Raw genomic sequence first — 21,735 nt, 5'->3', positions numbered from 1 at the left:
CACTCTCGTCGAGAGACGGAGATCGAAGCAGATGATGGGACCTCGACAAGTCGAGCAGGGCGCCCTGTTCTACGAGTTCTCGCTCGATACCCACGTCCCTGCCGACCATCTGCTGCGCGCCATCGACCGCTTCGTTGACCTGTCGGGCCTGCGCGCGCACCTGCAGCCGTTCTACAGCTCGACGGGCCGGCCCTCGGTCGACCCTGAGTTGATGATCCGCATGCTGCTCATCGGCTACTGCTTCGGCATCCGCTCCGAGCGCCGCCTCTGCGACGAGGTCCACCTCAACCTCGCCTACCGCTGGTTCTGCCGGCTCGGACTCGACGGCCGGGTGCCGGATCATTCCACCTTCTCCAAGAACCGTCATGGCCGCTTCCGCGACAGCGACCTGCTGCGCCGCTTGTTCGAGACCGTGCTCACTCGCTGCATCGCCGAGGGGCTCGTGGGCGGCGAGGGCTTCGCGGTCGACGCCAGCCTGATCAAGGCCGATGCCAACCGGCAGAAGGGCGTCGAGGGTACGAACGGCCTGCCACCCGAGACCGTCAGCCGCGCCGCCCGGGAGTACCTGGCCGTGCTTGACGACGCCGCGTTCGGCGCTGCGACGCCGGTCGTGCCCAAGCTCGTCTCCCCCGCCGACCCGGCCGCGCGTTGGACGGGCGCGGACGGTGGGCTGGCCTACTTCGCCTACGCGGCCAACTACCTGATCGACCTCGACCACGCGGTGATCGTGGACGTCGAGCCGACCACCGCGATCCGGCAGGCCGAGGTTACGGCCGCCAAGCGCATGATCGTGCGCTCGCGCGAGCGCTTCGACCTCTACCCGGCACGGCTCGCCGGCGACAGCGGTTACGGATCGGCCGCGATGCTGGGCTGGCTCGTCCACGAGCAGGGCATCGAGCCGCACATCCCCGTCTTCGACAAGTCTGAGCGCCGCGACGGTACCTTCAGCCAATCAGCCTTCACCTACGACCCTGGCACGGACGCCTACACCTGCCCGGCCGGCAAGCACCTGCGGCAACGTCAGAAGGTCTACAGGTCACCGCCTCCGCTCGTCGACGCAGACGGGATGCTGCGCTACCGCGCGAGCAAGCACGACTGCGATGCCTGCGCGCTGAAGCCACGATGCTGCCCCAACGCATCCGCCCGCAAGATCCCACGCTCGATCCACGAGGGCGCCCGGCAGATGGCGCGCGACATCTGCGCCTCGGAGGCGGGCCGTACCTCGCGGCGGGAGCGCAAGAAGGTCGAGATGCTGTTTGCCCACCTCAAGCGGATCCTGAAGCTGGATCGGCTTCGGTTGCGGGGGCCGGATGGAGCCCGGGACGAATTCCACCTCGCGGCCGCCGCCCAAAACCTACGGAAGCTGGCCAAGCTGATCCCGCTGGGGCAGCCGAGCCTAGCCTGATCGGCTGGGGGAGGCCCTCAGCCAAGCCTTGATCAAACCTCGATCCAGGCCGACCGCGAGTTTTTCAACGAAATCGGCCATTTCCAGCCCGCTGGAATGTGCCTCTGGATGACCGAGGTGGGTGGTTTTAAGCTGTTCCGCTTCCGGACGGCGGATGTATCTAAGCGGACATAGCTGTGGGGACCATTCACGGCCTGTTACAGACGGCCGAAAGCTCCGCTTCCCGGCATCTTATTGAAGGAATCCCTCGAAAATCAGCGAGTGTACTCGCGTCCGTTCGCTTCATGCGAAAATCTCGAAAAACGACCTGCGGCGGTTGCTGACGTTAGATCATCTCAATCGCGATCGAATTCGATATCTGGATTGCCACACCTAGAAATAGAGCGCACGGTCCCAGCGCCCGCTTAGAAGTGAGCTAAGTGCGGGTATTCAGTGCAGCTTGGAGTGCCCATGGTGGACCGCCCCCACGCAGATCGGTGCCTTGAAGTCGCCCGTGAGTTGCGCGCTGCGGCCGAGGAGACGCGGCGGACGCTCCAGGCCTCGCGCGACCTCGTCAGGCGCTCCCGCGAGCAGGCGGCCGGGCCACTGGCACCCGGCAGCGACCCCGGCCCTTCGAAACACTTGGTGACGTCTCTCATCGAGGCCTATGAGGCAGCGGAAGATGAGCCCGACCCCCAGACCCGTCTGCTACTCGGCCACGTGCTCCACCATGTAGGGCGTCGCATCGCCCGCGTGATGGGGCCGCGGGCGGCCGGGATCGCCGTACATTAAGCGACGCGGCACAGAGATCGGCGAGGAGGCCAGGATGAATCACGACGACGACGGCGGTGCGCTGGTCCGCATCGCCCAGACGCTGGGCGTCCCAATCGCGACGTTCCTAACGGCTTACCCGCCCGGGACACCGGACGCCGGCATGATCGTGGAAGGGCTGGATCATCCCGGCGAAGATCATCCCGCCGAAGTGGTGGCGCTGCTGCGCCTGTTCGTGCGGCTGAAGAGCCCCGAGGCTCGGGCCCGCTGCCTCGCCTACGTGGTGCAGGAAGCCACGCACGACAGCTGATCCGCGCAGCCGTCCTCGACATCGGGCCAGAACACGTGATGCTGGGACCTGTTGCACGGCGCGGCATTGATCCGAGGGCTAAGAACGCGGTGATAGACCAGGACCACTTTCCGATCGTCGGCATCGGCGCGTCCGCGGGCGGCATCGAGGCGATGCGGGGCTTTTTCCGCGGGGTGCCGGAGAGGCTGGAGGCGGCCTTCGTCGTCGTCACGCATCTCGGCCGGGAGCACAAGAGCCTGCTCCCGGACGTGCTGGCCCGGCTCACGCCGCTCAAGGTCGAAGCCGCCGCCGACGGCGTCCCGGTGGGGCCGGGCACCGTCTACGTCATGCCATCCGGTTTCGTCATGGGCATCGCGGGCGGGCGGCTGACGTTGACCCCGCTTGGGGAGGGCCGCCAAACCAAGCCGATCGACATCTTCCTGACAGCCCTGGCCCTCGACCAGGGCGAGCGTGCGGTCGGTGTGATACTGTCCGGCGGCGACGGCGACGGCGCCATCGGCATCAAGGCGATCAAGGAGCACGGTGGCCTGACCCTGGCCCAGACCGCGGATGGCTACGGCCCCGAGACCGCCGACATGCCGCTCAGCTCGCTGCGGACCGGCTTCGTTGATTTCGGCGAGACGGCCGAACGGATGGGCGACCGGATCGCCGCGCACGTCGCCGCCGCGCCGAACGCACCGGATGCGCAGGCCGACGGGGTCGCGCGGGAGTTCGAGGCCGAGCTTCTCACCGAGATCTTCGCCATCCTCCGCCGGCAGGTCGGCCACGACTTCTCGGGCTACAAGCCAAGCACCTTCGGACGCCGCCTGCAGCGGCGCATCGGCGTCGTCGGCGCGTCCGGACTGGACAGCTATCTCAAGCTGCTGCGGGCTGACCCGGCCGAGGTTGGGGTGCTGTTCCGGGACTTGCTGATTGGTGTGACGAACTTCTTCCGCGATGCCGCTGCCTTCGAGGCCCTGACCGCCCAGGTCATCCCAAAGCTGTTCGACGCACGCGCGGCGACCGATGTCATACGGATTTGGGTGCCGGCCTGCTCGACCGGTGAGGAGGTCTACTCTCTGGCCATCCTCCTGCGCGAGCACATGGTCACCCTGGCGGATCCGCCGCGCGTGCAGATCTTCGCCACTGACATCGACGAGCGCGCGCTCACGGTCGCCCGGACTGGCCGCTACCCGACAGCCTACCTGTCCGCCGTCTCGCCTGAGCGGATCGGGCAGCATTTCGTCGTCGAGGGCGACAGCGCGGTGGTCGAGAAGGCCGTGCGCGACCTGTGCACCTTCGCCCCTCACAATGTGCTGCGCGATCCGCCGTTCTCGCGCCTCGATCTCGTGTCCTGCCGCAACCTGATGATCTACCTCGGCGTCGAGGCCCAGCAACAGCTGATGCCGGTTCTGCACTACGCCCTGCGCCCGCGCGGCTATTTGTTTATCGGCATGGCCGAGAACGTGACGCGGTTCGAGGACCTGTTCGAGACGATCGACAAGCAGCACCGCATCTTCCAGGCTCGCGACGCGATCCCGCCGGCCCGGTTGCGGCCGATGTCCGGGACGGATACGCCAATCCTTGCAAATGCGGGCCACCCGCAGCGGCGCAACGTGACGACGCACGCCGCCCTGCGACACGCGGTCGAGACGCAGATGCTGTCCGAGTTCACGCCGCCCCACGCGGTCGTGACGCGGACGGGCGAGGCCGTGCACTACTCATCGCGGATCGGCGATCACCTGGAGGTCGTGCCCGGCCAGCCGACCCGGGAGCTGGCTGCGATGGCGCGTAAAGGCCTGCGGCTGGATCTCCGGACTGCCTTGCGCGAGGCGATCGAGGGCAACATTCTGGTCGTGCGCGAAGGCATCGGCGTCGAGCTGCCGGACGGCCGTTTCCAGTCGATCTCCCTTGTGGTCAAGCCGCTGAACACGCCCGGCGCGGTCGAGCCGCTCTTCCTGGTCGTGTTCAACGAGGCGGCCGCGCCGGTCGAGAGGGAGCGGCAGCAGGCCCTGAAGGCGAACGAGCGGGACACGGCGCTCCAGGGCCTGGAGCGCGAATTGAGCGTGACGCGCGAACGGCTCCAGGCCGTGATCGAGGAGTATGAGACGTCCCTTGAGGAGCTAAAATCTTCGAACGAGGAACTTTACTCCGTCAACGAAGAGATGCAGGCCGCCAACGAGGAGCTTGAGGCTTCGAAGGAGGAGACACAGTCTCTGAATGAGGAGCTTCAGACAATGAACTCCGAGCTCGCGTCCAAGATCGAGGCCGTCGATCAGTTGACCGACGATCAGGCCACGCTGTTCGAGGGCATGAACATCGCGAGCGTACTCCTGACACCGGATTTCCACATCCGCATGTTCACCAACGCAGCGGCGCAGATCTTCGGCTTGCAGCCGAGCGACGTCGGCCGGTCCTTGCGCAACTTTTCGGCGCCGATCCCCCTGGCATGGCTGGTGGACGAGATCCCGACAGTGCTGGCGGCGAACCGTCCCTCCGAGCGGACGATCGAGGGGGCGGACGGCGCCCGCTACCGGGTCCGGTTGATGGCCTCGTCCCGCAAGGGCGGCCGGAGGCCCGGGATCGTCGCAAACTTCACGAACCTGCTGGAGCAGGAATGACCGACGGATCTGCCCACCTCGCGTGGGATGTTGGCGGCCAGCACGCGCTGGTGCGATCGGAGATGCTCAACAGCGTCAGCGCGGCGGGGAAGCGGCACGGTTTGGCAGAGCCCGGCCGCGTTTGGTCGGAGGGGTCGGATCGTAACGCCGGCCTGGGCCGAAGGTGACACGTCAGCTTCCAGGCAGTACAAAGGTTCGAAGTTCTGTTCTCCAAGGGTGCGACTGATCGGCCAAGATTTCCGCTGTACGCCCTGAAACTTGGCGATCCAGATCGACCAGAGCACGCTGGCATTAAGAAGGCACCTTCATCGCGAACGGTAGATGCCTAAATTCTACTTCCACCTCCGTGGTCCGGACGGTCTGGACCACGACGACGAAGGCTTGGATCTCGCCAGCGTTGAGGCGGCATATCTTGAAGCCTTCAAGGCTGTGCCGGGAATGGGCTCCGATCTGGCCTCCACCGCGAAGAACCCAATCCGGTATGGCTTCGAGATCACCGATGCGCATGGCACCGTTCTGATGGCGGTGCCTTTCGCTGAGGTACTCGATCGCGGGCAAAAGCGCACAAAACAACCGGCCAAGCTACAGCTTCACAAAGGTCGAGCGGAGATGAGGCGCACGGCAGGACTGATTGTAGAGCTTCGCGAAGCGCACGCGAAGTTGAATGTGACGCTGGCAGAGACCCAGCGTCTCCTCGATATCGCGAAGCGAACTGGTCGCTAGTGGTAAGGTCAAGAAGAGGCCTCATCCATTGGAAGCGGAATGGCCGCTCTCGGGAGATGGGCTAAGGTCTGCAGCCCACCCCGAGCCGAACTTGCGGAGCGGCCGACGAACGACCGCTTTGGAGAAACGCAAATGGCGTTCCCGGCGGCTGAGTTGGGTCGATAGGAGGCCGTCCGCTTTTCCGGCACACCTGCTCCGAAGCAGCCATTCCGCGTACGGCCACTTCCGGCCTCGCTGGCTGGCGCCACTGAACGCTAGGTTGGGTGCTTTTCTGCCGGTCTGCTAACGGGCGATAAGGTAAGGAAGCGGACGTGGTTGCTCCGCCCGCTCCCGACCCATTGCAGACCCTTCGTGGCCATGGCTGAATGTTCTGCATGGCGGCCGAACAGGACGAAACGATCTACCATGAGGTGTCCGGTGGCGCGGAGCTTCTGCGTTGGTTCGGTCGCGTGCCGAGCTTCCACGACGCTGAGATTTTGAGCCTCGATCTTCGACGCAAAGGGCAGAGCACGCTACGCCTTCATGGTTGGATCACGACGGATAAGGTCGGCGAGGGTGGCTTCCTTATGCTCGAACGGCAGGCCATCGTGTCGTTTGCCCTCGACGGGATCATGGACCTGCAACTCGATGGTTTCAGCCATCAGAACGTCATCGGTGGGCTGATCCTGCGCCGCGCGCCTGACCGCCCAGAGCGGCGGGGCCATCTTGCTCTCGATCCGCTACCAAGAGACATCGAGATCGAGCTTGAGCCCTGCTACGGCTTGGATGGTCTGATCCGTGCGCGCTCCGTCTCAATCACCCTCCAGCCGGGTGCGCCAAATACCATGGACGCATGAAGCTCAATTTCCAACTTTAGCTAGCTTCAGTGGGTGGATGAGACATTGGAATTGGCCGATCGTAAGATAGACCACGGCCTTGGAGCGGCGCGATGTATGAGGCTTTGCTAGTGGTTATTGGCGTCGCGGTGGCTCTGGTTGTTTTAGCCGCAGTTTTCTACCTTTCTCAGAAGCCGCGCCGTCTTGGTCGAAGGCGATGGCTGGCAAGTGCGTCAGGCGAACGCGACGACCCTACGAAGCATTGGCCCGGCGACCCTAACTCGATGCCGTAATACTGCAAATAGCGCTGCCGGACCGACCGCTTTCCGCCCTGAGCCGTAGCCGCCGAAGGGCCGATGAACGACCGCTCTGGAGAAGTGCTGGCGGCGGTCCCGGCGGCCGGATCGGGTCGATAGAAGGCCGTCCGCTTTTTCCATACATCTGCCCGGAAGCAGCCATTCCGTTTTCGGCCAAGTTCGGTCTGCTGTCAGGCGGATTTCGGCAGCTCGCCGGCTTCGATGGAGGCGTTCCCGTCTGCGGCTGCGGCGATGGCATCCCGAGCGATCTTGACCGTCACACCCATCACGTGCCGCCGCAGAAGCCGGGACAATCGAGTGGCGTTGCGGACCTTCAAAGCGTCCATGATGGCGTGGTGATCACGCACTGCGGCCTGCCAATTCTCCGGGCTCTTGCGAGCCACGAAACGAAACGCCCGAGTCCGCATCAGGATCTGCATATAGCTGGCTGTCAGCGTGGCGTTTCCGGCTACGGACACCAGGGTCTCGTGGAAGCTGCGGTTCGCCTCCAAGTATGTCGGCTCATCCTTGGCTGCATGCGCGCGCATCATATGCTCATGGATGGCACCTAAGCGCGCCAAGTCTGCATCGCTGGCATGCTTGCATACCAATTCACCCGCGAGCGCCTCAAGGGCTGCCATCACGGGGAACAGCTCGTCAATCTCCTCCGGACTGACATTCGCCACGATGGCGCCGCGCCTAGGCAGCAGCTCGAGCATGCCTTCCGAGGCGAGCACCTTCAGCGCTTCTCGCAACGGCGTACGCGAGACGCCGTATCGCTGGCAGAGCGCTTGTTCAGAGATCTTGTCGCCGGGGCGCAGTGCCCCGGCGATCACCATCTCGCGAATGCCCGCGACGAGCATGTCGTGGAGGTTGGTCCGGATAAGGGTCGTCGGCTGCGTCATCGCATTCGTCAGGAGGTCTCTCTGTCCTGCCGTTTCATATCGAAGCTGCGCGCCCGGCAACATTTTTCGGCGACCGCATCCCGCTAAACCGCGTTTCCGGTTACCGCTGTCGGCGACAGCGCATGCGCCGTCTCGCTCCCTGTCACCTCGCCCCGTGGTAGGCGCCGCCAAGCCAAAACCGCACCGACGAGCAGCAGGGCTATCGAGCCGACGAAAGGCAGGGCATAGCTTCCGGAAAGCTGAGCGATCACGCCGAAGGCCAGCGGCGAAACGATGCCTGCGATCGCCGAGCCGGTGTTCATGATGCCGCTGGCCGTGCCCGCGTGCTTGGGTGCCACATCCATCGGGATCGCCCAGATCGGGCCAACCGTCAGTTCGAGGAAGAAGAACGCGCCGCTCAAACAGAGGGCGACGACCGCGAGTTCGTGAACGAAGAGCACGGGAAGCAAGCAGACCATCGAGCCGAGCAGGCTCACGACGATGACCGTGCGACGCGCCCGCGCGAGGTCGTTGGTACGGCGATAGATGCGGTCGGCCCAGATGCCACCCAAGGCATCGCCGACAACGCCGGCACCGAACACACCGAAGGCGAAGAACGCCGATTCCTTGATGTTAAGGCCCTGCGCCTTGACGAAGTAGCTCGGCAGCCAAGTCACGTAGAGCCACAAGGTCCAGTTATAGCAGAAGTACACCAGCGTGGTCGGCAGCATACCGCGCAGGAGCGCCGACCAAGGGGTCGGCTCCGACGGCCCACCGATCGCCTTGCGCGGTGCCGGCAACTCCGCCAGCTCCTCCGGCGTGCAACCCGGATGGGCGCTCGGCTCATCTCGGAAGTAAAGGCCCCAGACGACGATCCAGGACAAACTCACCGCTGCGAGCGCTATGAAGGTGCCCCGCCAGCCGAGATAGGCCGCCATCAGAACGACCAAGGGCGGCGTTACGGTGTTGGCCAGCCGCGAGCACGAGTGGACGACACCTTGTGCGTAGCCGCGCTCGGCCTGTGGAACCCAGCGTGTCATCGCGGTGGTGGCGGCAGGGAAGGTCGCGCCCTCGCCTACGCCGAGAAGCAGTCGGGCGAGGACAAGTGTGACCAGGCCGCCGACAAACCCGGTCAGGAGCGTTCCAACCGTCCACACAATCCCGCACAGGACCAGGGTCCGACGCGCGCCAAGGCGATCGGCGGTCATTCCGCCTAGAATCTGGAACAGCGCGTAGGTGTAGCCGAACGAGGACAGGGCAAAGCCCAGCTCGACGTTGTTCAGGTGAAGGTCGGTCGCCATCAGCGGCGCCAACGTCGATAGGTTCACCCGATCGACGTACGTGATGAAGTAGACGAGGCAGAGCAGCGCGAATACACGCCCGCGCGTCGTCGTAAACGTACGGCGTAGGGCGTGCGTGACGCCGCCGGATCCTAGGCTCATCGGCTGTTCCTCCCGTGGACGCGGTTGTCTCCGCACCCATCGCATGTCGCTGCTTGACTCGGCTCAGACTGCGCGCCGGAGCTGGGCTCCGCAAGATGCATTTTGCACGCAAAATGCAATTTTATGCGCGATGTTCGGAATTCCGTTGCACGCGCCGGAAATCGTCTTATGCATGCAGAATGCAAAAAGCGACGCCTGAGATGCGCCGCGGGAGGAGAGCTTCAGATGGATAAGATCGGCCGTCCCGACGATCGCTCGGCTCAGGCGTCAGAGGATGAGGTTGCTACGGCGCCCGCCCGTCCGCTGCCACTTGCGGGGCTGCGGGTTCTCGACGTCACGCAGGTCATGGCGGGTCCATTCTGCAGCATGCTGCTCGCGGATCTCGGCGCCGACGTCATCAAGGTCGAGCCGCCGGGCACGGGAGACCAAACCCGTGGTGCCATGGGATTCAAGATGAAGGGGCCCGACAGCATGGGTTTCCTCAATATGAACCGGAACAAGCGTAGCATCGCACTCAACCTGAAGAGCGAGGCTGGCCGTGCACTGTTCATGAAGCTCGTGACCACCGCCGATATTTTGGTCGAGAATTACCGGCCGGGTGTGATGAAGAAGCTCGGGCTCGGTTACGAGGTGCTGCGCGAGCACAACCCGCGTCTAATCTATGCTAGCATCTCGGGTTTCGGTCAGTCTGGTCCCTGGGCGATGCGGCCTGGCTACGATCTAATGGCACAGGCGATGTCGGGGGTGATGAGCGTGACCGGCCATCCCGGCGGGCCGCCCGTCAAGGCTGGCGTGCCGGTTGCCGACATCGGCTGCGCGCTGTTCTGCGTCTACGGAATCCTGAGCGCGTATATTGGCCGGCAGACGACCGGCGAGGGCCAGTACATCGACGCTTCGCTGTTCGACTCCGCCCTGGCGTTCTCGATCTGGGACATCTCGGAGTATTGGGGCACCGGTCGCATCCCGAAACCACTCGGGACTGCGAACTTGATGAGCGCGCCCTATCAGGCGGTGCGCGCCTCAGACGGCTATTTCGTCATGGGCGCGACCAACCAAAAGCTCTGGCGGCTTCTCTGCGAAGTCCTGGCGCGAGCTGACCTCGTCGACGATCCACGCTTTGCAGACATCCCGGCGCGACTCGCCAACCGCGACGTGCTGATCGAGGAATTGGAGAAGAGCTTCGCCGAACGGACCGCCGAGGAGTGGGTGACCCACCTGCTCGCGGTCGGCATCCCGGCGGGGCGCATGAACAGCTATCCGGAAGCGTTCGAGAGCGAGCACGGCCGCCATCGTGAGATGCGGATTGAGGTTCCGCATCCCAACGAGGGCAGCGTGCCCAACATCGGCTTCCCTGTGAAGTTCTCAGGGACGCCGCCGCGCACCCGGATGCATGCCCCGCTACTTGGCGAGCATACCGAGAGCCTGCTCCGGGAGCTCGGCCTTGACGACGACGATACCGAGGCGCTGCGCGCGGGCGGCGCGTTCGCACCGTGAGTGCGACCGAGCGGGAGGGCGCGGTCCGCTATCGCGCCGAGGATGGCATCGCCCATCTGACATTCGACCGGCCCGCCGCCCGCAACGCGATGACGTGGCGGATGTACGAGGAGCTGGCCGACGGCCTCGCCCAGATCGAGGCTGACCCGTCGATCCGCGTCGCGGCCCTGCGCGGGGCTGGCGGCAAAGCCTTCGTTGCCGGCACCGACATCGAGCAGTTCGTGGGGTTCACCGGGGAGGACGGGGTGGCCTACGAGGCACGGATCGATGCCTATGTCGCTGGGCTGGAACGCGTGCGCGTCCCGACAGTCGCTGTCATCGAGGGGCTGGCAGTCGGCGGCGGACTCGCGATCGCCAATGCCTGCGACCTGCGCGTGGCCACACCGGGCGCGCGGTTCGGCGTTCCGATCGCCCGCACCCTCGGCAATTGTCTGTCGCCCGCGAACTTGCGTCGTTTGACGGCGACGCTGGGCCTGAGCACCGTCAAACGAATGCTTCTGCTCGCCGACATGCCGACGGCCGAGAGCCTGGAGCCGCTTGGCTACCTCGCCGCGATCGCCAGCCCCGAGACGCTGGACGCCACGGTCGCGCAGCTCTGCCAGCGTCTGATCAGCCACGCGCCGGTGACCATGCGCGTGACCCGGGAGATGCTGGCCGCGCTCGCCCTCGATCCCGACGCCGACGGTAGCGACGGCATTCGAGCTTGCTACGGCAGCCAGGATTTCGCCCAGGGTGTTCGGGCATTCCTCGACAAAAAACCCGCGGCCTGGTCGGGCGCCTGACGTCGCGGCCCTGATCCGACAATCAGCACGGCTCATTCGCGACAGCACTGGAAGAGGACACGTCATGACCCTTCCCCAGGGACGGCATTTTCTCAACATCCCCGGCCCGAGCCCGGTGCCCGAGCGTGTTCTCCAGGCGATGGACCGGCAGGTGATCGATCACCGGGGGCCGGAATTCGGCCGGCTCGGTCGGGAGGTGCTCGAAGGGTGCCGGGCGATCTTCCAGACCGAGGGGCCCGTCGTGATCTTTCCCGGCTCCGGCACGGGGGCGTGGGAGGCGACGATCGTCAACACGCTCTCGCCGGGCAACCGGGTGTTGATGTTCGAGACCGGGCATTTCGCCACGCTATGGAGCAAGATGGCCGCCCGATGGGGCATCACAGTTGAGTTCGTACCGGGCGACTGGCGCCACGGCGTGGATCCGGCCATCGTGGAGGCCAGGCTCGCCGAGGACAGGGCGCACGCGATCAAGGCGGTGATGGTCGTCCACAACGAGACCTCGACGGGCGTGACGAGCCGCATCGCCCAGGTCCGGCACGCGATCGACGCCGCGCATCACCCAGCGCTTCTGCTCGTCGACTCCATCTCGGGTCTGGGCTCGGCCGACCTGCGCCACGACGAGTGGGGCATCGACGTGACCGTCGCCTGCTCCCAGAAGGGCCTGATGCTGCCCCCGGGCCTTGGGTTTACGGCGATCTCGCAGAAGGCCCGCGCGGCTTCGAAGACCAACACCCTGCCGCGCTCGTACTGGGATTGGGAGGAGATGCTCAAGCCGAACGAGGGCGGCTATTTCCCCTATACGCCCGCGACCAACCTCCTGTACGGGCTGCGGGAGGCAATCGCCATAATGCGCGAAGAAGGCCTGCCGGCAGTCTTCGCCCGGCACGAACGGCTGGCCAAGGCAACGCGGGCCGCGGTCCAGGGATGGGGGCTCGAGGTCCTGTGCGAGGAGCCGAGCGAGTACTCGCCCGTCCTCACCGCCGTGGTCATGCCGGACGGCCATGACGCCGACGGGTTCCGGCAGCTCGCCCTCGACCGGTTCAACATCTCCCTCGGCGCCGGACTGTCCAAGCTGTCCGGCAAGGTGTTCCGCATCGGCCACCTCGGCGAGTGTAACGACCTGATGCTGATGGGGGCGCTCTCCGGCGTAGAGATGGCGCTCGGCGCGGCCGGCGTGCCCCATCAACGGGGCGGCGCGACCGCGGCCATGTCGGTCCTCAACGCCGCTTCGTGAAGAACGCTCGCCCCGACTGGCGTCCCGGCGCGTCAAACCTCGCTGTTTGCTTCGACGGCGATGCATCCAGAAGCGGCCGCGCCGTTTTCGGCCAGTTCCAGTCCCGCAACTCAGCGCGTCTGGATGGCTGGGTTGGGTGGGTTTCGGCTGGTCCGCTTCCGCTTGTAGATGAGGCGGAAGCGGACGTTCGAATTTTCAGTCAATTGACGGCGCAATAGGGAAGCTCAGGCTGCTCGCACGGTTGTGAGGAAGCGGGCGACCTCGGCGCCGAGGTGCTCGGATTGCCGCGACAGCTCCGAGGCCGCCGACAGGACCTGCCCGGCCGCCGCGCCCGTCTCCTCCGAGGCCTGCGCCACGCCGGCGATGTTGCCCGTCACCTCGTTCGTCCCCGCCGAAGCCTGCGCCACGTTGCGGACGATCTCCTGGGTCGCCGCGCCCTGCTCCTCGACAGCCGCGGCGATCGAGGTTGCGACGCCGCTAATCTCGCGGATCCGCCCGGTGATCCCGCCGATCGACGTGACCGCCTGCCCGGTCGAGGCCTGGATCTGCGCGATCTGCCCCGAGATCTCCTGCGTGGCCTTGGCGGTCTGCTCCGCCAGTGCCTTCACCTCGGAGGCAACGACCGCGAAGCCCCGCCCCGCCGCGCCGGCCCGGGCCGCCTCGATGGTGGCGTTAAGGGCGAGGAGATTGGTCTGCCCAGCGATACTCGAGATCAGCCCGACGACGTCGCCGATGCGGGTGACGGCGGCGCTGAGTTCCTGCACGCGGAGGCCGGTCTGATCGGCCTCGCTCACCGCGAGGTGCGCGAGGCTGGCCGAGCCCTGCACCTGCCGGCCGATCTCCTGCACCGACGAGCCGAGCTCCTCGGCCGCGGCCGCGACCGTGCTGACGTTGGAGGCGGCTTCCTCGGCCGCCGCCGCAACGGTCGTCGACTGGCTCGCGGTCTCGGTGGCCGTGGCAGTCATCGCCTGAGCGGTAGCCTGCAGCTCGGTGGCCGAGGACGAGACCATGCCGATGATGCCGCCGACCGCGGCTTCGAAGCCGTCGGCCATCTGTCGCATGCCGATCCGGCGCTGCTCCTCGGCGGCCAGGCGCGCCTGCGCGGTCTCCTCCTCAAGACGGCGGGTGCGGATCAGGTTGTCCTTGAACACCTGGACAGCCGCCGCCATCGCGCCGATCTCGTCGCGGCGCGCGCGGTGGGGCACCTCGCCGCTCGTGTCGCCCGCGGCCAGGACCGTCATCGCGCCCGTCATCGCTTGGATCGGGCGGGACACACGCAGCAACACGAACACAGTCGCGCCGCAGGCCGCCAGCACGCTCAACGCGATGGCGAGGTAAGCCGCCAGGGTCGCGGCATCCGTCGCCGCCATGGCGCTGTTGGCATCCGCACGCGCGCCGCGCTCGTTCAGGGCGACGTCCTTGGCCAGCGTGTCGCGGGCCGCGTTGTAGAGGTCGATATTTGCCGGGTCGGCCATGAGCCGGATACCGTCGGCACCCTGGCCCGCCTCCGCCAGGCGCGCCGCCTCGCGGCCGACGGTCTGGTAGCGCTCCCAGGTGGCGCCGAACGCGTCGTAGAGAGCCCGCTCCTCGGCCGACGAGATCAGCGGCTCGTAGGCCTTCCGGGCGGCGGCGAGCGCCGCGACGGCCTCGTCGATCTGTCGTGCGTTCTCGGCCCGCTTGTCGGGAGTGCCGGACAGGGTCAGCGTGCGCAACTGCTTGATGCGCACCTCAGAGGCGGCAGCGCGGATGTTGGTGATCGCCACGACGGAGGGGAGCCAGTTCGTGGCGACGCCCGTGACGTTGGCCCGGATCCCGGAGAGCGTGAGGGTCGTGAGAACGGCCTGACCGGCGCACAGGAGCGCGAGGAGGCCGAAGGCGGCGAGGAGCGACGCTTTGACTGTCAGGTGAAGGCGCATGATCCGGTCCTGGACGAGGCATCCCGCACGTCCGCGACGGCGCCTGCCGGAGCGCAGACGGTCGGGCAGCCGCACGGGCGCGAAGGGGTGATCCTGGACCGGCTTCCCGCCCTCACAGGCCGCCTCCAAGCAGACGACATGTCGCCTAAAGAGTCTTAATATTTATATCCAAGTCGACATTAGACGGCCTTGTCTGCTGTCAACTAAAGGTGATTGGCTCTTTCTCTGAGACGCCCTAATCCGACAACCGGATTGTTCTTGCGGCCGTCCCCGACCTCCCCCGTCCCGTGCAAGGGGGCGCCGCGCGCTAGAGTTGTGCGAGGAGGACGAGGGCGCAGGAGGCGCCGATGCAGAGCGCAAGGACGACGTCTACCCAAGACAGAGAAAGGGTCGGCTCAGCGGCGTACATGGGCCAGCAAACGCCGTGAGGCCGAGTAGGTTTCCATGGGGAGCGCCACATCAACGGCGGTGTTGCAAATCGGCATCGTTCATCAATTCGACAGGTGATTGGGATGAGATTGTTGGCGCCGCTGCTGTCATCTTGTGACCGCTGGAGCGCTTAGCTCTTGCGTCTCTCTGGTGCCCGCTATCGGGATCGCGAGACGGCCCTTCGAACGTCTCTTGTGGGTCGGTAGAAGACCGTCCGCTTCTCCGAGCAATCTTCTCCGAAGCGGTCATTCTGCTTACGGCCAAGTCCAGCCCCGCTGGCATGTGCCTCCGAATGACCGGGGTGGGTGGTTTTCTGCCCATCCGCTTCCGGATGACGGATGCATCCAAGCGGACGTCGCCGCGGGGACCGCTCGCGACCCATAGCGAACTGAACCCATGTGATTGTCGGCTTTGACCAAGGGTGCCACAAGACGCGCATCGCTGGCACGATGCACAGGGCGCCAGTGGCCGGAAGATGCGTGTGCTCCCGCCCCGAACTGCGGAGAGCGGCATGCCGCGCTACTTCTTCGACATCCACAATGGGCTATTGCTCTCCCGCGATGCGATAGGATCGGAATGCAATGGCCGCGAGGGCATTCGCTTCGAGGCAATGCGCGCACTGCCCTCGATCGCCCGTGACGAAATCCCAAAGGACGGCGATCGGCAAGCCTTCTCAGTCCTCGTCCGAGACGAGGACGACATCACCGTCTACTCGGCTACGCTGACATTCGCAGGCTTATATATCGGCGATGTTCCGATACCGGAGCGCGAAGAGCCACAGACCTAAAAGCGTCTGCAACCTGCCCCGAGCCGAAGGTTGCCGGACGACCGACTGACGGCTGCTTTTGGGAAGCGCCGACAGTGCTCTCGGCGGCTGGGTAGGGTCGCCAACGGAACGTCTGCATATGCCCGCTCTACGAAGCTTCGGTTCGGGTCTCTTCTCGCCTCGTCGGCACGGGCCGGCGAGGAGATAGACGATGGGACACTCAGCACACGATCCGGCCACGAAAGGGCGGCCAGCCTGGAACGCTGGCCGCAAGCTCGGCGCCAAGCGCGCCCTCAAACCTCAGCAGGTCTGGGCCATCCGGTTCTGGCTCGACCGCGAACGGCGCACGCGCGACCGCGCAATGTTCGACCTAGCGATCGACAGCAAGCTGCGCGGCTGCGACATCGTCAAACTCAGGATCGGCGACCTGGTCAGCGGCGGTCGCGTCCGTAGCCGGGCGATCGTCATCCAGCGCAAGACCGGTCGGCCGGTGCAGTTCGAGCTGCTCGAACCCGCCCGTGCCAGCATCCTGGCATGGCTGGAGGCCAGGGGCGGAACACTCGACGACTTTGCCTTCCCCAGCAGGCTCGACGGCGTGACGCACATCAGCACTCGTCAGTATGCGCGCTTAGTCGATGAGTGGGTCACCGGCATCGGGCTGCGTAGCGAGGACTACGGGACCCATTCCTTGCGTCGTACGAAGGCGTCGCTGATCTACAAACGGACCGGCAATCTGCGAGCGGTGCAGATCCTGCTCGGCCATACCAAGATCGAGAGCACGGTTAGGTACCTCGGTGTGGACGTCGAGGATGCTCTGACCCTAGCCGAAGGGACAGAGATTTGAGCGTTCGGCCCCTCGACGTCAGTGTCGAGGGGCTTCAAGACCAGCCCAGCAGCAATGCGCCCATTGCTGCCGAACAGTAGTCCGTGATCGCGTCCCAAGAGTGGACGTTACTCAACAATGAGCCGACACGCGCAACAGACGCATCTGCGAGCGTTATCAGAGCGCTTTAGGCCGTTGGCAGTGTTTGGACCAAAGGGGCGGCTTTGCCTGAACCGAAATGGATCCGCGTCACGCGTTCAAGGGCATTCAGCCAGCACTCGTAGTAGTCCCAACCCGGGTCGTCGCGAGAATGGGATGATTCCCACGCCGTGATCTCCGCGATCAATGCCTGCCGGAAGTCCTCCCACTCGAAGTGGCCGTCCCGGGCAAGGGCCACCGCCAAACCGAACGCCTGCCGCTCCCAGGGCTGATGGAAGCAGAGGCTGCCGTTGGCACGGGGCGGCGTGTCAGGCTGCCCCATCATGCTGGCGGCAGCGAAGTGCTCGAAGCTTGTTTGCACGACGGATGCCCTCAAGCCGCCTTAGGCAGGGCGACTGCCACGCCCATCATCGCCTCGGGCGTGACCAGCTTCGCGAGGTCGTCCTCGTTCATGCCCTGGGTGCCATCCGGCCGCTCCGGAACGACGAACCAGCGGATCTGCGCCGAGCTGTCCCAGGTGCGGATCTCCTTCGCAGGGTCGACGTCCAGGCCGAACTCCTTGAGCACCGCCCGCGGCTCCCTGGCCGCGCGGGCCCGGAAGGACGGGTCCTTGTACCAGTAGGGCGGCAGCCCCAGCACCGGCCAGGGATAGCAGGAGCACAGCGTGCAGATGATGAGGTTATGGACCTGTGGCGTGTTTGCGACGGCGCGCATGTGCTCGCCTTCCGCGCCCGCTGCCCCCGTGGGCAGGCCGAGTTGCGCGACGGCCGCCATCGTGTCGGTCACGAGCAGCGCCTTGAAAGCGTCGTCGGTCCAGGCCCGCGCGATGAGCTTGGCGCCGTTGAACGGCCCCATCTCGGTGGCGAAGGTCTGCATGACCTTGTCGACGGTCTGATCGGTGATCACGCCCTTCTCAATAAGCAGGGCCTCGAGCGCCCGCACGCGCGCCGCGTTGCGCGCCTCACGGTGTTGGGGATAGGCGAAGCGGTCGGTCATCGGGTCTCCCACCTTTACGCGGCGGCCCGGTCTTGGACCGGGCGTACGTAGGCGTCGAACAGATCGGCGTAGATGTAGAAGCCGGGCTCGGCGTTGCCGGGCCAGAGGTGCTGGGGGTCGAACTTCACGCAGTAGACTGGCATGGCTGGGCCGATGCCGTCGGGCCCGGTCGAGCACAGGTAGCTGAATGCGTCGTCGTAGACGGTCTCGACGACCCCGACCTTGTTGCGCAGGTAGCCCGGCAGGCGGGTGTGCTCGACTGTCGGCGGGTCGGCGACCCGAACCGTGTCGCCTAAGGTGAAGCGAGGCTTGTCCGCCCACTGGTGCCAGGGCGAATCGCCGTCCATCAGGTACTTGTGGATGCGGTCATCGATCTCCGGCGTACCGCCCGACGGCAGCGGCTTGGCCGGGTCGGCGAGGTACTCGTCCGCGCGCGCGTCGAGCTCGGCCTGCGTGATGTACCCGTTGGTGACGCAATAGCCCGAGATGCCGCCCAGCCATTTCTCGTAGTAGCGATACTTGAAGTAGTCGAAGGGGTTCATGGCCTCGGCGCCCTTGCGCAGGTCGGCCCAGGTCCAGACAGTGCGGAAGGTGCTCGATGTCTGCGGCAGGTTGAGATGCGGGCTGAGCGCCATCATGGCGGTATGAATGCCGAAGATGCGCTCCTCCCAAGGCTCCACGAAGACGCGCAGCTCGGGCTGAACGGGGTCGAGGCCTTCGAGGCCGCCAAGGGTGTGCTGGAGCTTCATGGGGCCTCCGTTCAGCTTCGTGAGCTCGCTCAGGCCGCCTGCGCCGCACGGCACTGCGCAAGGCCGGCCGCGATCTCCTGGGCATCGAGGTTGCGGCCGATGAATACGATTTCCCCGCGCCGTGGCTCGCCGGGCCGCCAGGGTTTGCCGGGCCGGCCGTCGAGGGTCATGTGCACGCCGTGGAAGACGTAGCGCCGCGCCTCGCCGACGAGGGCGACGATGCCCTTGATGCGCAGGATGTCGGCGCCCTTCGTTTGCACGAAGCGGTTCAGCCACCCGAAGAACGCCGTTGCATCGAGATCGCCCTCGGGGCGGAGCGAGATGCTCGCGATGGCGTCGTCGTGCGCGTGCTCCATGTCCGACAGGAGGTCAGGCTCGATGGCCAGCGCGTTCTTCAGGTCGAATGCGCCGATGCCGAGCACCTCCGCGGCTGAGACCGACCCGTCCCGCATGCGCCGGATGCGGGCGAGCGGATTGATGCAGCGAAGCTCGGTCTCGCAAGCCTTCAGAGCAGCCTCATCGACGAGGTCGGTCTTGTTGAGGAGAAGGAGGTCGGCGAAGGCGATCTGCTCACGTGCGACGTTCTCCCCGCCTGCGGCCTCGGCCTCCTTGCCCATCGACAGCCAGAGCGGGTTGTGGCGGGCATCAACCACAGTCAAGAGCGCGTCGAGTTCGGTTCGGGCCCGGAGATTCTCGTCGAGCATGAAGCTCTGAATGACGGGGGCCGGGTCGGCGAGGCCCGTGGTCTCGATCAGGATGCGTCGCACCTGCTGCGGCCGCGCGAGCAAGCGCCCGATTGTGGTGACGAGGTCGGCGCGGACCGTGCAGCAGATGCAGCCGTTGTTGATCTCAATCACGTCCTCGTCGACGCCTACGACGAGGTGGCCGTCGATGCCGACCTCGCCGAACTCGTTGACGATCACGGCCGTCCCCTCGGCCTCGCCCTGTGCGAGCAATTGGTTGAGGAGGGTGGTCTTTCCTGATCCCAGGAAGCCCGTGAGCACCGTGACAGGCACCTTTACCGCCGTCGCCGCCATGCGTCACCTCGACCTTGTTCCGCTTCGGTGCCGCGAAGATTAGGCGGTCGCTCGTGCCGGCGTACAGTTCGGCGTCACGACAGATCCTGCCAGATCAAACGCAGTTTCGGACACGCCCGAATGGGATGGCACCGGGGAACCAATGCCGCGATCCCTGCAGGCAGCGTGCCATGCGGCCAGCCGGCCGGTCCGAGCGACCGGCCGGCGACGCTCAATCGTGCCCGCCGCAGCCGCAGCCCGGGGCATGCGTCCCGCCCGGCCAGCGGGACGCGCGGATCACGCTACAGAAGTTGCCCTTGCGGAAGCCGGGCTCCTTATCGGCGATCACGTCGGCCTTCACGTTGCCGAAGGTGGTGTCCGGCTTGTGCTTGATGCCGTCGTAGAAGGCCTGGATGATGTCTTCCTTGAAGTCCGGCGTGCGGGGGAAGGCCGAGACCACCGCCTCGCGCTCCGCGTCGGAATACTGCGCGTAGGTCAGGCCCAGCACGTCCATCTCGACGCCGGCCGTGACCAGGGCGACCACCGGATGCATGTGGACCGGGATGCCCGGCGTGGTGTGGAGCGCGATGGCTGTCCAGACGGTGTAAACGTCCGCCTCCGGCACGCCGTGCGCCTTCAGGAACTCGCGGGCCGCGTTGGCGCCGTCCACCTCGAAGCGCTCCGCCGTGCTGCTGTGGTCCGGCGTCAGGCCGAGATCGTGAAACATGGCGCCCGCGTAGAGCAGCTCGCGGTCGAAGGTCAGGCCGCGATGGACGCCGGCGAGGGCGCCGAACTGATAGACCCGGCTCGAATGGTTGAAGAGCAGCTCGGTCTCGGTGTCGCGGACGAACTCGGTGATCGCCAGGGCGAGCTTGCTCTCGGGGATGGCGGCTTGGGACGGAATGCTCATGGACGAGGCTCTTTTGCGTTGCATGTCCTGTTGAGCTAGGAGGAACCTATCTTGGCATCAATCGTCGTGATGCGATGATTCCTGCCAACGTTCCTACACCCTCGGACACCGGATCCTCATGCCATCCCGGTCAGTCGCCCTTCTCGCCTTGCCCGACGTCCAACTCCTCGACGTGGCAGGACCCCTCGACGTCTTCGCCGAGGCGAATGCCCAGTGCGGTCGGGAAATCTACAGCCTCGCCCTCGTTGGGACCGCATCGGGCCCGATCACGACCTCGTCGGGACGGCGGTTGCTCCCGGACCTCATCGCTCCCGCCGATGCGGGCCCGGGCTTTGACACGCTCCTGGTCGCTGGCGCGCCGCGGATGCACGAGGCGGCGCTTGGGGCCGAGCTTCTCGCGTGGCTCGGCGCTGCGGCGACCCGCTGTCGTCGCTACGGCTCCGTCTGCAGCGGGGCCTTCCTGCTCGGGCAGGCCGGTCTTCTGGATGGTCGCCGCGTGACGACGCACTGGGCTGTGGCGGAGGTGCTGGCCGAGCGCTTCCCTGAAGCGCAGATCGAGGCAGATGCGATCTGCCTGTTTGACGGGCCGCTTCGGACCGCCGCTGGGGTCACGGCGGGGCTCGACCTCGCGCTGGCACTCGTGGAGGAGGACCTCGGGGCTGAGGTCGCCCGGCGGGTGGCGGCTCAGCTCGTCATGTTCTTCAAACGCGGCGGCGGCCAAATGCAGTTCAGCCGGCGCGGCGTCAGCGCACCTTCTGGGCGCTCGGCGCTACAGGAGGTCCAGCGCTGGGTAGCCGCGCACCCGGCCGAGGATCATGGCGTCGACAGGCTGGCCGCCCGGACCGGCATGAGCCCTCGCCACTTCGCGCGGATATTCCGGGCCGAGACCGGCCTGACCCCTGCCGCCTACGTCGAGACCGTCCGGATCGAGGCTGCCCGCCGCCTCCTGGAGGCGGGCGAGGTCGCCCTCAAGCAGATCGCTGGCGCCTGCGGGTTCCGGGACGCCGACACGCTGCGGCGCGCCTTTGTCCGGCGGGTCGGCACCACGCCCGCCGAGTACCGGCGCCTGCATGCCCCGGGTGACACTCGACCATGACGGGCACAGGAGCTCGTTTGTGGCGCGCCGCTTGGGAAGCCGCATGATTGTTCGGCCGCGACGCGCGGTCTGGCGGCGGGGCTCGGCTTCACCAGATCGGACGCCGTGACCGTGATGGCCGTCAAGGGAGAGGTCACGGC

19 protein-coding genes are annotated in these 21,735 nt (G+C 66.1%); 11 read left to right on the top strand and 8 right to left on the bottom strand.

Annotation, left to right across the window (positions count from 1 at the left end; genetic code table 11):
- The first annotated feature begins 31 nt into the window (after positions 1-31).
- The 5 genes from LXM90_RS00750 to LXM90_RS00730 all read left to right on the top strand — a co-directional run bounded on the left by LXM90_RS00750 (position 32) and on the right by LXM90_RS00730 (position 6,624).
- Positions 32-1,405: a transposase gene (locus LXM90_RS00750; RefSeq protein ID WP_234081488.1), complete on the top strand. Its 1,374-nt coding sequence runs from the start codon at positions 32-34 to the stop codon at positions 1,403-1,405.
- An 805-nt stretch (positions 1,406-2,210) separates the two neighbouring features.
- Positions 2,211-2,465 (top strand): hypothetical protein, encoded by a 255-nt coding sequence (locus tag LXM90_RS00745; RefSeq protein ID WP_234081487.1) that lies wholly within the window; start codon positions 2,211-2,213, stop codon positions 2,463-2,465.
- Positions 2,466-2,503: 38 nt separating this feature from the next.
- Positions 2,504-5,065, top strand: coding sequence for a CheR family methyltransferase (locus tag LXM90_RS00740; RefSeq protein ID WP_234081486.1), 2,562 nt, complete (start codon positions 2,504-2,506; stop codon positions 5,063-5,065).
- 321 nt (positions 5,066-5,386) lie between these two features.
- A complete protein-coding gene (locus LXM90_RS00735) occupies positions 5,387-5,788 on the top strand; it encodes a DUF6894 family protein (RefSeq protein ID WP_012322593.1) in 402 nt (133 codons plus the stop codon).
- Positions 5,789-6,162: 374 nt separating this feature from the next.
- A complete protein-coding gene (locus LXM90_RS00730; RefSeq protein ID WP_234081485.1) occupies positions 6,163-6,624 on the top strand; it encodes an immunity 50 family protein in 462 nt (153 codons plus the stop codon).
- Positions 6,625-7,090: 466 nt separating this feature from the next.
- Here LXM90_RS00730 and LXM90_RS00725 read toward each other — a convergent pair whose 3' ends face one another.
- Together LXM90_RS00725 and LXM90_RS00720 are read right to left on the bottom strand one after the other, a co-directional pair.
- Positions 7,091-7,804, bottom strand: coding sequence for a GntR family transcriptional regulator (locus tag LXM90_RS00725; protein WP_234081484.1), 714 nt, complete (start codon positions 7,802-7,804; stop codon positions 7,091-7,093).
- Between the two features lie 83 nt (positions 7,805-7,887).
- A complete protein-coding gene (locus tag LXM90_RS00720; RefSeq protein ID WP_234081482.1) occupies positions 7,888-9,225 on the bottom strand; it encodes an MFS transporter in 1,338 nt (445 codons plus the stop codon).
- A gap of 225 nt (positions 9,226-9,450) precedes the next feature.
- On the opposite strand from LXM90_RS00720, the gene LXM90_RS00715 reads away from it, so the two are divergent.
- The 3 genes from LXM90_RS00715 (at position 9,451) to LXM90_RS00705 (ending at position 12,735) form a co-directional block, all read left to right on the top strand.
- The gene (locus LXM90_RS00715; protein ID WP_132368807.1) at positions 9,451-10,719 is read left to right on the top strand and encodes a CaiB/BaiF CoA transferase family protein; all 1,269 of its coding nucleotides are present in this window, start codon (positions 9,451-9,453) and stop codon (positions 10,717-10,719) included.
- A complete protein-coding gene (locus LXM90_RS00710; protein ID WP_234081481.1) occupies positions 10,716-11,501 on the top strand; it encodes an enoyl-CoA hydratase in 786 nt (261 codons plus the stop codon). Before LXM90_RS00715 ends, LXM90_RS00710 begins: the two co-directional genes overlap by 4 nt.
- Before the next feature lie 64 nt (positions 11,502-11,565).
- Entirely contained in the window at positions 11,566-12,735 is a 1,170-nt protein-coding gene (locus tag LXM90_RS00705) for a pyridoxal-phosphate-dependent aminotransferase family protein (RefSeq protein ID WP_234081479.1), read from the top strand.
- Between the two features lie 224 nt (positions 12,736-12,959).
- Here the strand turns inward: LXM90_RS00705 and LXM90_RS00700 are convergent, their stop codons facing one another.
- The gene (locus LXM90_RS00700; RefSeq protein WP_205834026.1) at positions 12,960-14,651 is read right to left on the bottom strand and encodes a methyl-accepting chemotaxis protein; all 1,692 of its coding nucleotides are present in this window, start codon (positions 14,649-14,651) and stop codon (positions 12,960-12,962) included.
- Between the two features lie 940 nt (positions 14,652-15,591).
- Here LXM90_RS00700 and LXM90_RS00695 point away from each other — a divergent pair.
- Positions 15,592-15,867: a DUF6894 family protein gene (locus LXM90_RS00695; protein WP_042675083.1), complete on the top strand. Its 276-nt coding sequence runs from the start codon at positions 15,592-15,594 to the stop codon at positions 15,865-15,867.
- Between the two features lie 190 nt (positions 15,868-16,057).
- Positions 16,058-16,690: a tyrosine-type recombinase/integrase gene (locus tag LXM90_RS00690; protein ID WP_012329807.1), complete on the top strand. Its 633-nt coding sequence runs from the start codon at positions 16,058-16,060 to the stop codon at positions 16,688-16,690.
- Between the two features lie 166 nt (positions 16,691-16,856).
- Here the strand turns inward: LXM90_RS00690 and LXM90_RS00685 are convergent, their stop codons facing one another.
- The 5 genes from LXM90_RS00685 to LXM90_RS00665 form a co-directional block, all read right to left on the bottom strand.
- Positions 16,857-17,189: a nitrile hydratase accessory protein gene (locus LXM90_RS00685; protein ID WP_205833986.1), complete on the bottom strand. Its 333-nt coding sequence runs from the start codon at positions 17,187-17,189 to the stop codon at positions 16,857-16,859.
- Positions 17,190-17,200: 11 nt separating this feature from the next.
- Positions 17,201-17,824 carry a nitrile hydratase subunit alpha gene (gene nthA, locus LXM90_RS00680; protein WP_234081477.1) on the bottom strand — a complete coding sequence of 208 codons (624 nt, stop codon included), beginning with the start codon at positions 17,822-17,824 and terminating at the stop codon, positions 17,201-17,203.
- A 14-nt stretch (positions 17,825-17,838) separates the two neighbouring features.
- Positions 17,839-18,573 carry a nitrile hydratase subunit beta gene (gene nthB / locus LXM90_RS00675; RefSeq protein ID WP_234081476.1) on the bottom strand — a complete coding sequence of 245 codons (735 nt, stop codon included), beginning with the start codon at positions 18,571-18,573 and terminating at the stop codon, positions 17,839-17,841.
- A gap of 29 nt (positions 18,574-18,602) precedes the next feature.
- Positions 18,603-19,610 carry a CobW family GTP-binding protein gene (locus tag LXM90_RS00670; RefSeq protein ID WP_205833989.1) on the bottom strand — a complete coding sequence of 336 codons (1,008 nt, stop codon included), beginning with the start codon at positions 19,608-19,610 and terminating at the stop codon, positions 18,603-18,605.
- A 211-nt stretch (positions 19,611-19,821) separates the two neighbouring features.
- Complete coding sequence (locus LXM90_RS00665; protein ID WP_205833990.1) at positions 19,822-20,499, bottom strand: HD domain-containing protein; 678 nt, start codon at positions 20,497-20,499, stop codon at positions 19,822-19,824.
- 118 nt (positions 20,500-20,617) lie between these two features.
- On the opposite strand from LXM90_RS00665, the gene LXM90_RS00660 reads away from it, so the two are divergent.
- The gene (locus LXM90_RS00660) at positions 20,618-21,595 is read left to right on the top strand and encodes a GlxA family transcriptional regulator (protein ID WP_205833991.1); all 978 of its coding nucleotides are present in this window, start codon (positions 20,618-20,620) and stop codon (positions 21,593-21,595) included.
- The last annotated feature ends 140 nt before the right edge of the window (positions 21,596-21,735 follow it).

The organism is Methylobacterium oryzae (genome assembly GCF_021398735.1).
GTDB lineage: Bacteria > Pseudomonadota > Alphaproteobacteria > Rhizobiales > Beijerinckiaceae > Methylobacterium.
The sequence above is the reverse complement of the archived record's forward strand: the minus strand, read 5'-3'. Positions and strand labels throughout refer to the sequence as shown.

What these genes read in the sequence shown, in the direction of transcription:
- nthB (WP_234081476.1), bottom strand. Translation starts at nt 18,573, where the DNA reads ATGAAGCTCCAGCACACCCTTGGCGGCCTCGAAGGCCTCGACCCCGTT.
- nthA (WP_234081477.1), bottom strand. Translation starts at nt 17,824, where the DNA reads ATGACCGACCGCTTCGCCTATCCCCAACACCGTGAGGCGCGCAACGCG.
- LXM90_RS00715 (WP_132368807.1), top strand. Translation starts at nt 9,451, where the DNA reads ATGGATAAGATCGGCCGTCCCGACGATCGCTCGGCTCAGGCGTCAGAG.
- LXM90_RS00705 (WP_234081479.1), top strand. Translation starts at nt 11,566, where the DNA reads ATGACCCTTCCCCAGGGACGGCATTTTCTCAACATCCCCGGCCCGAGC.
- LXM90_RS00665 (WP_205833990.1), bottom strand. Translation starts at nt 20,499, where the DNA reads ATGAGCATTCCGTCCCAAGCCGCCATCCCCGAGAGCAAGCTCGCCCTG.
- LXM90_RS00745 (WP_234081487.1), top strand. Translation starts at nt 2,211, where the DNA reads ATGAATCACGACGACGACGGCGGTGCGCTGGTCCGCATCGCCCAGACG.
- LXM90_RS00750 (WP_234081488.1), top strand. Translation starts at nt 32, where the DNA reads ATGATGGGACCTCGACAAGTCGAGCAGGGCGCCCTGTTCTACGAGTTC.
- LXM90_RS00740 (WP_234081486.1), top strand. Translation starts at nt 2,504, where the DNA reads ATGCTGGGACCTGTTGCACGGCGCGGCATTGATCCGAGGGCTAAGAAC.
- LXM90_RS00735 (WP_012322593.1), top strand. Translation starts at nt 5,387, where the DNA reads ATGCCTAAATTCTACTTCCACCTCCGTGGTCCGGACGGTCTGGACCAC.
- LXM90_RS00660 (WP_205833991.1), top strand. Translation starts at nt 20,618, where the DNA reads ATGCCATCCCGGTCAGTCGCCCTTCTCGCCTTGCCCGACGTCCAACTC.
- LXM90_RS00700 (WP_205834026.1), bottom strand. Translation starts at nt 14,651, where the DNA reads ATGCGCCTTCACCTGACAGTCAAAGCGTCGCTCCTCGCCGCCTTCGGC.
- LXM90_RS00725 (WP_234081484.1), bottom strand. Translation starts at nt 7,804, where the DNA reads ATGACGCAGCCGACGACCCTTATCCGGACCAACCTCCACGACATGCTC.
- LXM90_RS00670 (WP_205833989.1), bottom strand. Translation starts at nt 19,610, where the DNA reads ATGGCGGCGACGGCGGTAAAGGTGCCTGTCACGGTGCTCACGGGCTTC.
- LXM90_RS00720 (WP_234081482.1), bottom strand. Translation starts at nt 9,225, where the DNA reads ATGAGCCTAGGATCCGGCGGCGTCACGCACGCCCTACGCCGTACGTTT.
- LXM90_RS00695 (WP_042675083.1), top strand. Translation starts at nt 15,592, where the DNA reads ATGCCGCGCTACTTCTTCGACATCCACAATGGGCTATTGCTCTCCCGC.
- LXM90_RS00690 (WP_012329807.1), top strand. Translation starts at nt 16,058, where the DNA reads ATGGGACACTCAGCACACGATCCGGCCACGAAAGGGCGGCCAGCCTGG.
- LXM90_RS00730 (WP_234081485.1), top strand. Translation starts at nt 6,163, where the DNA reads ATGGCGGCCGAACAGGACGAAACGATCTACCATGAGGTGTCCGGTGGC.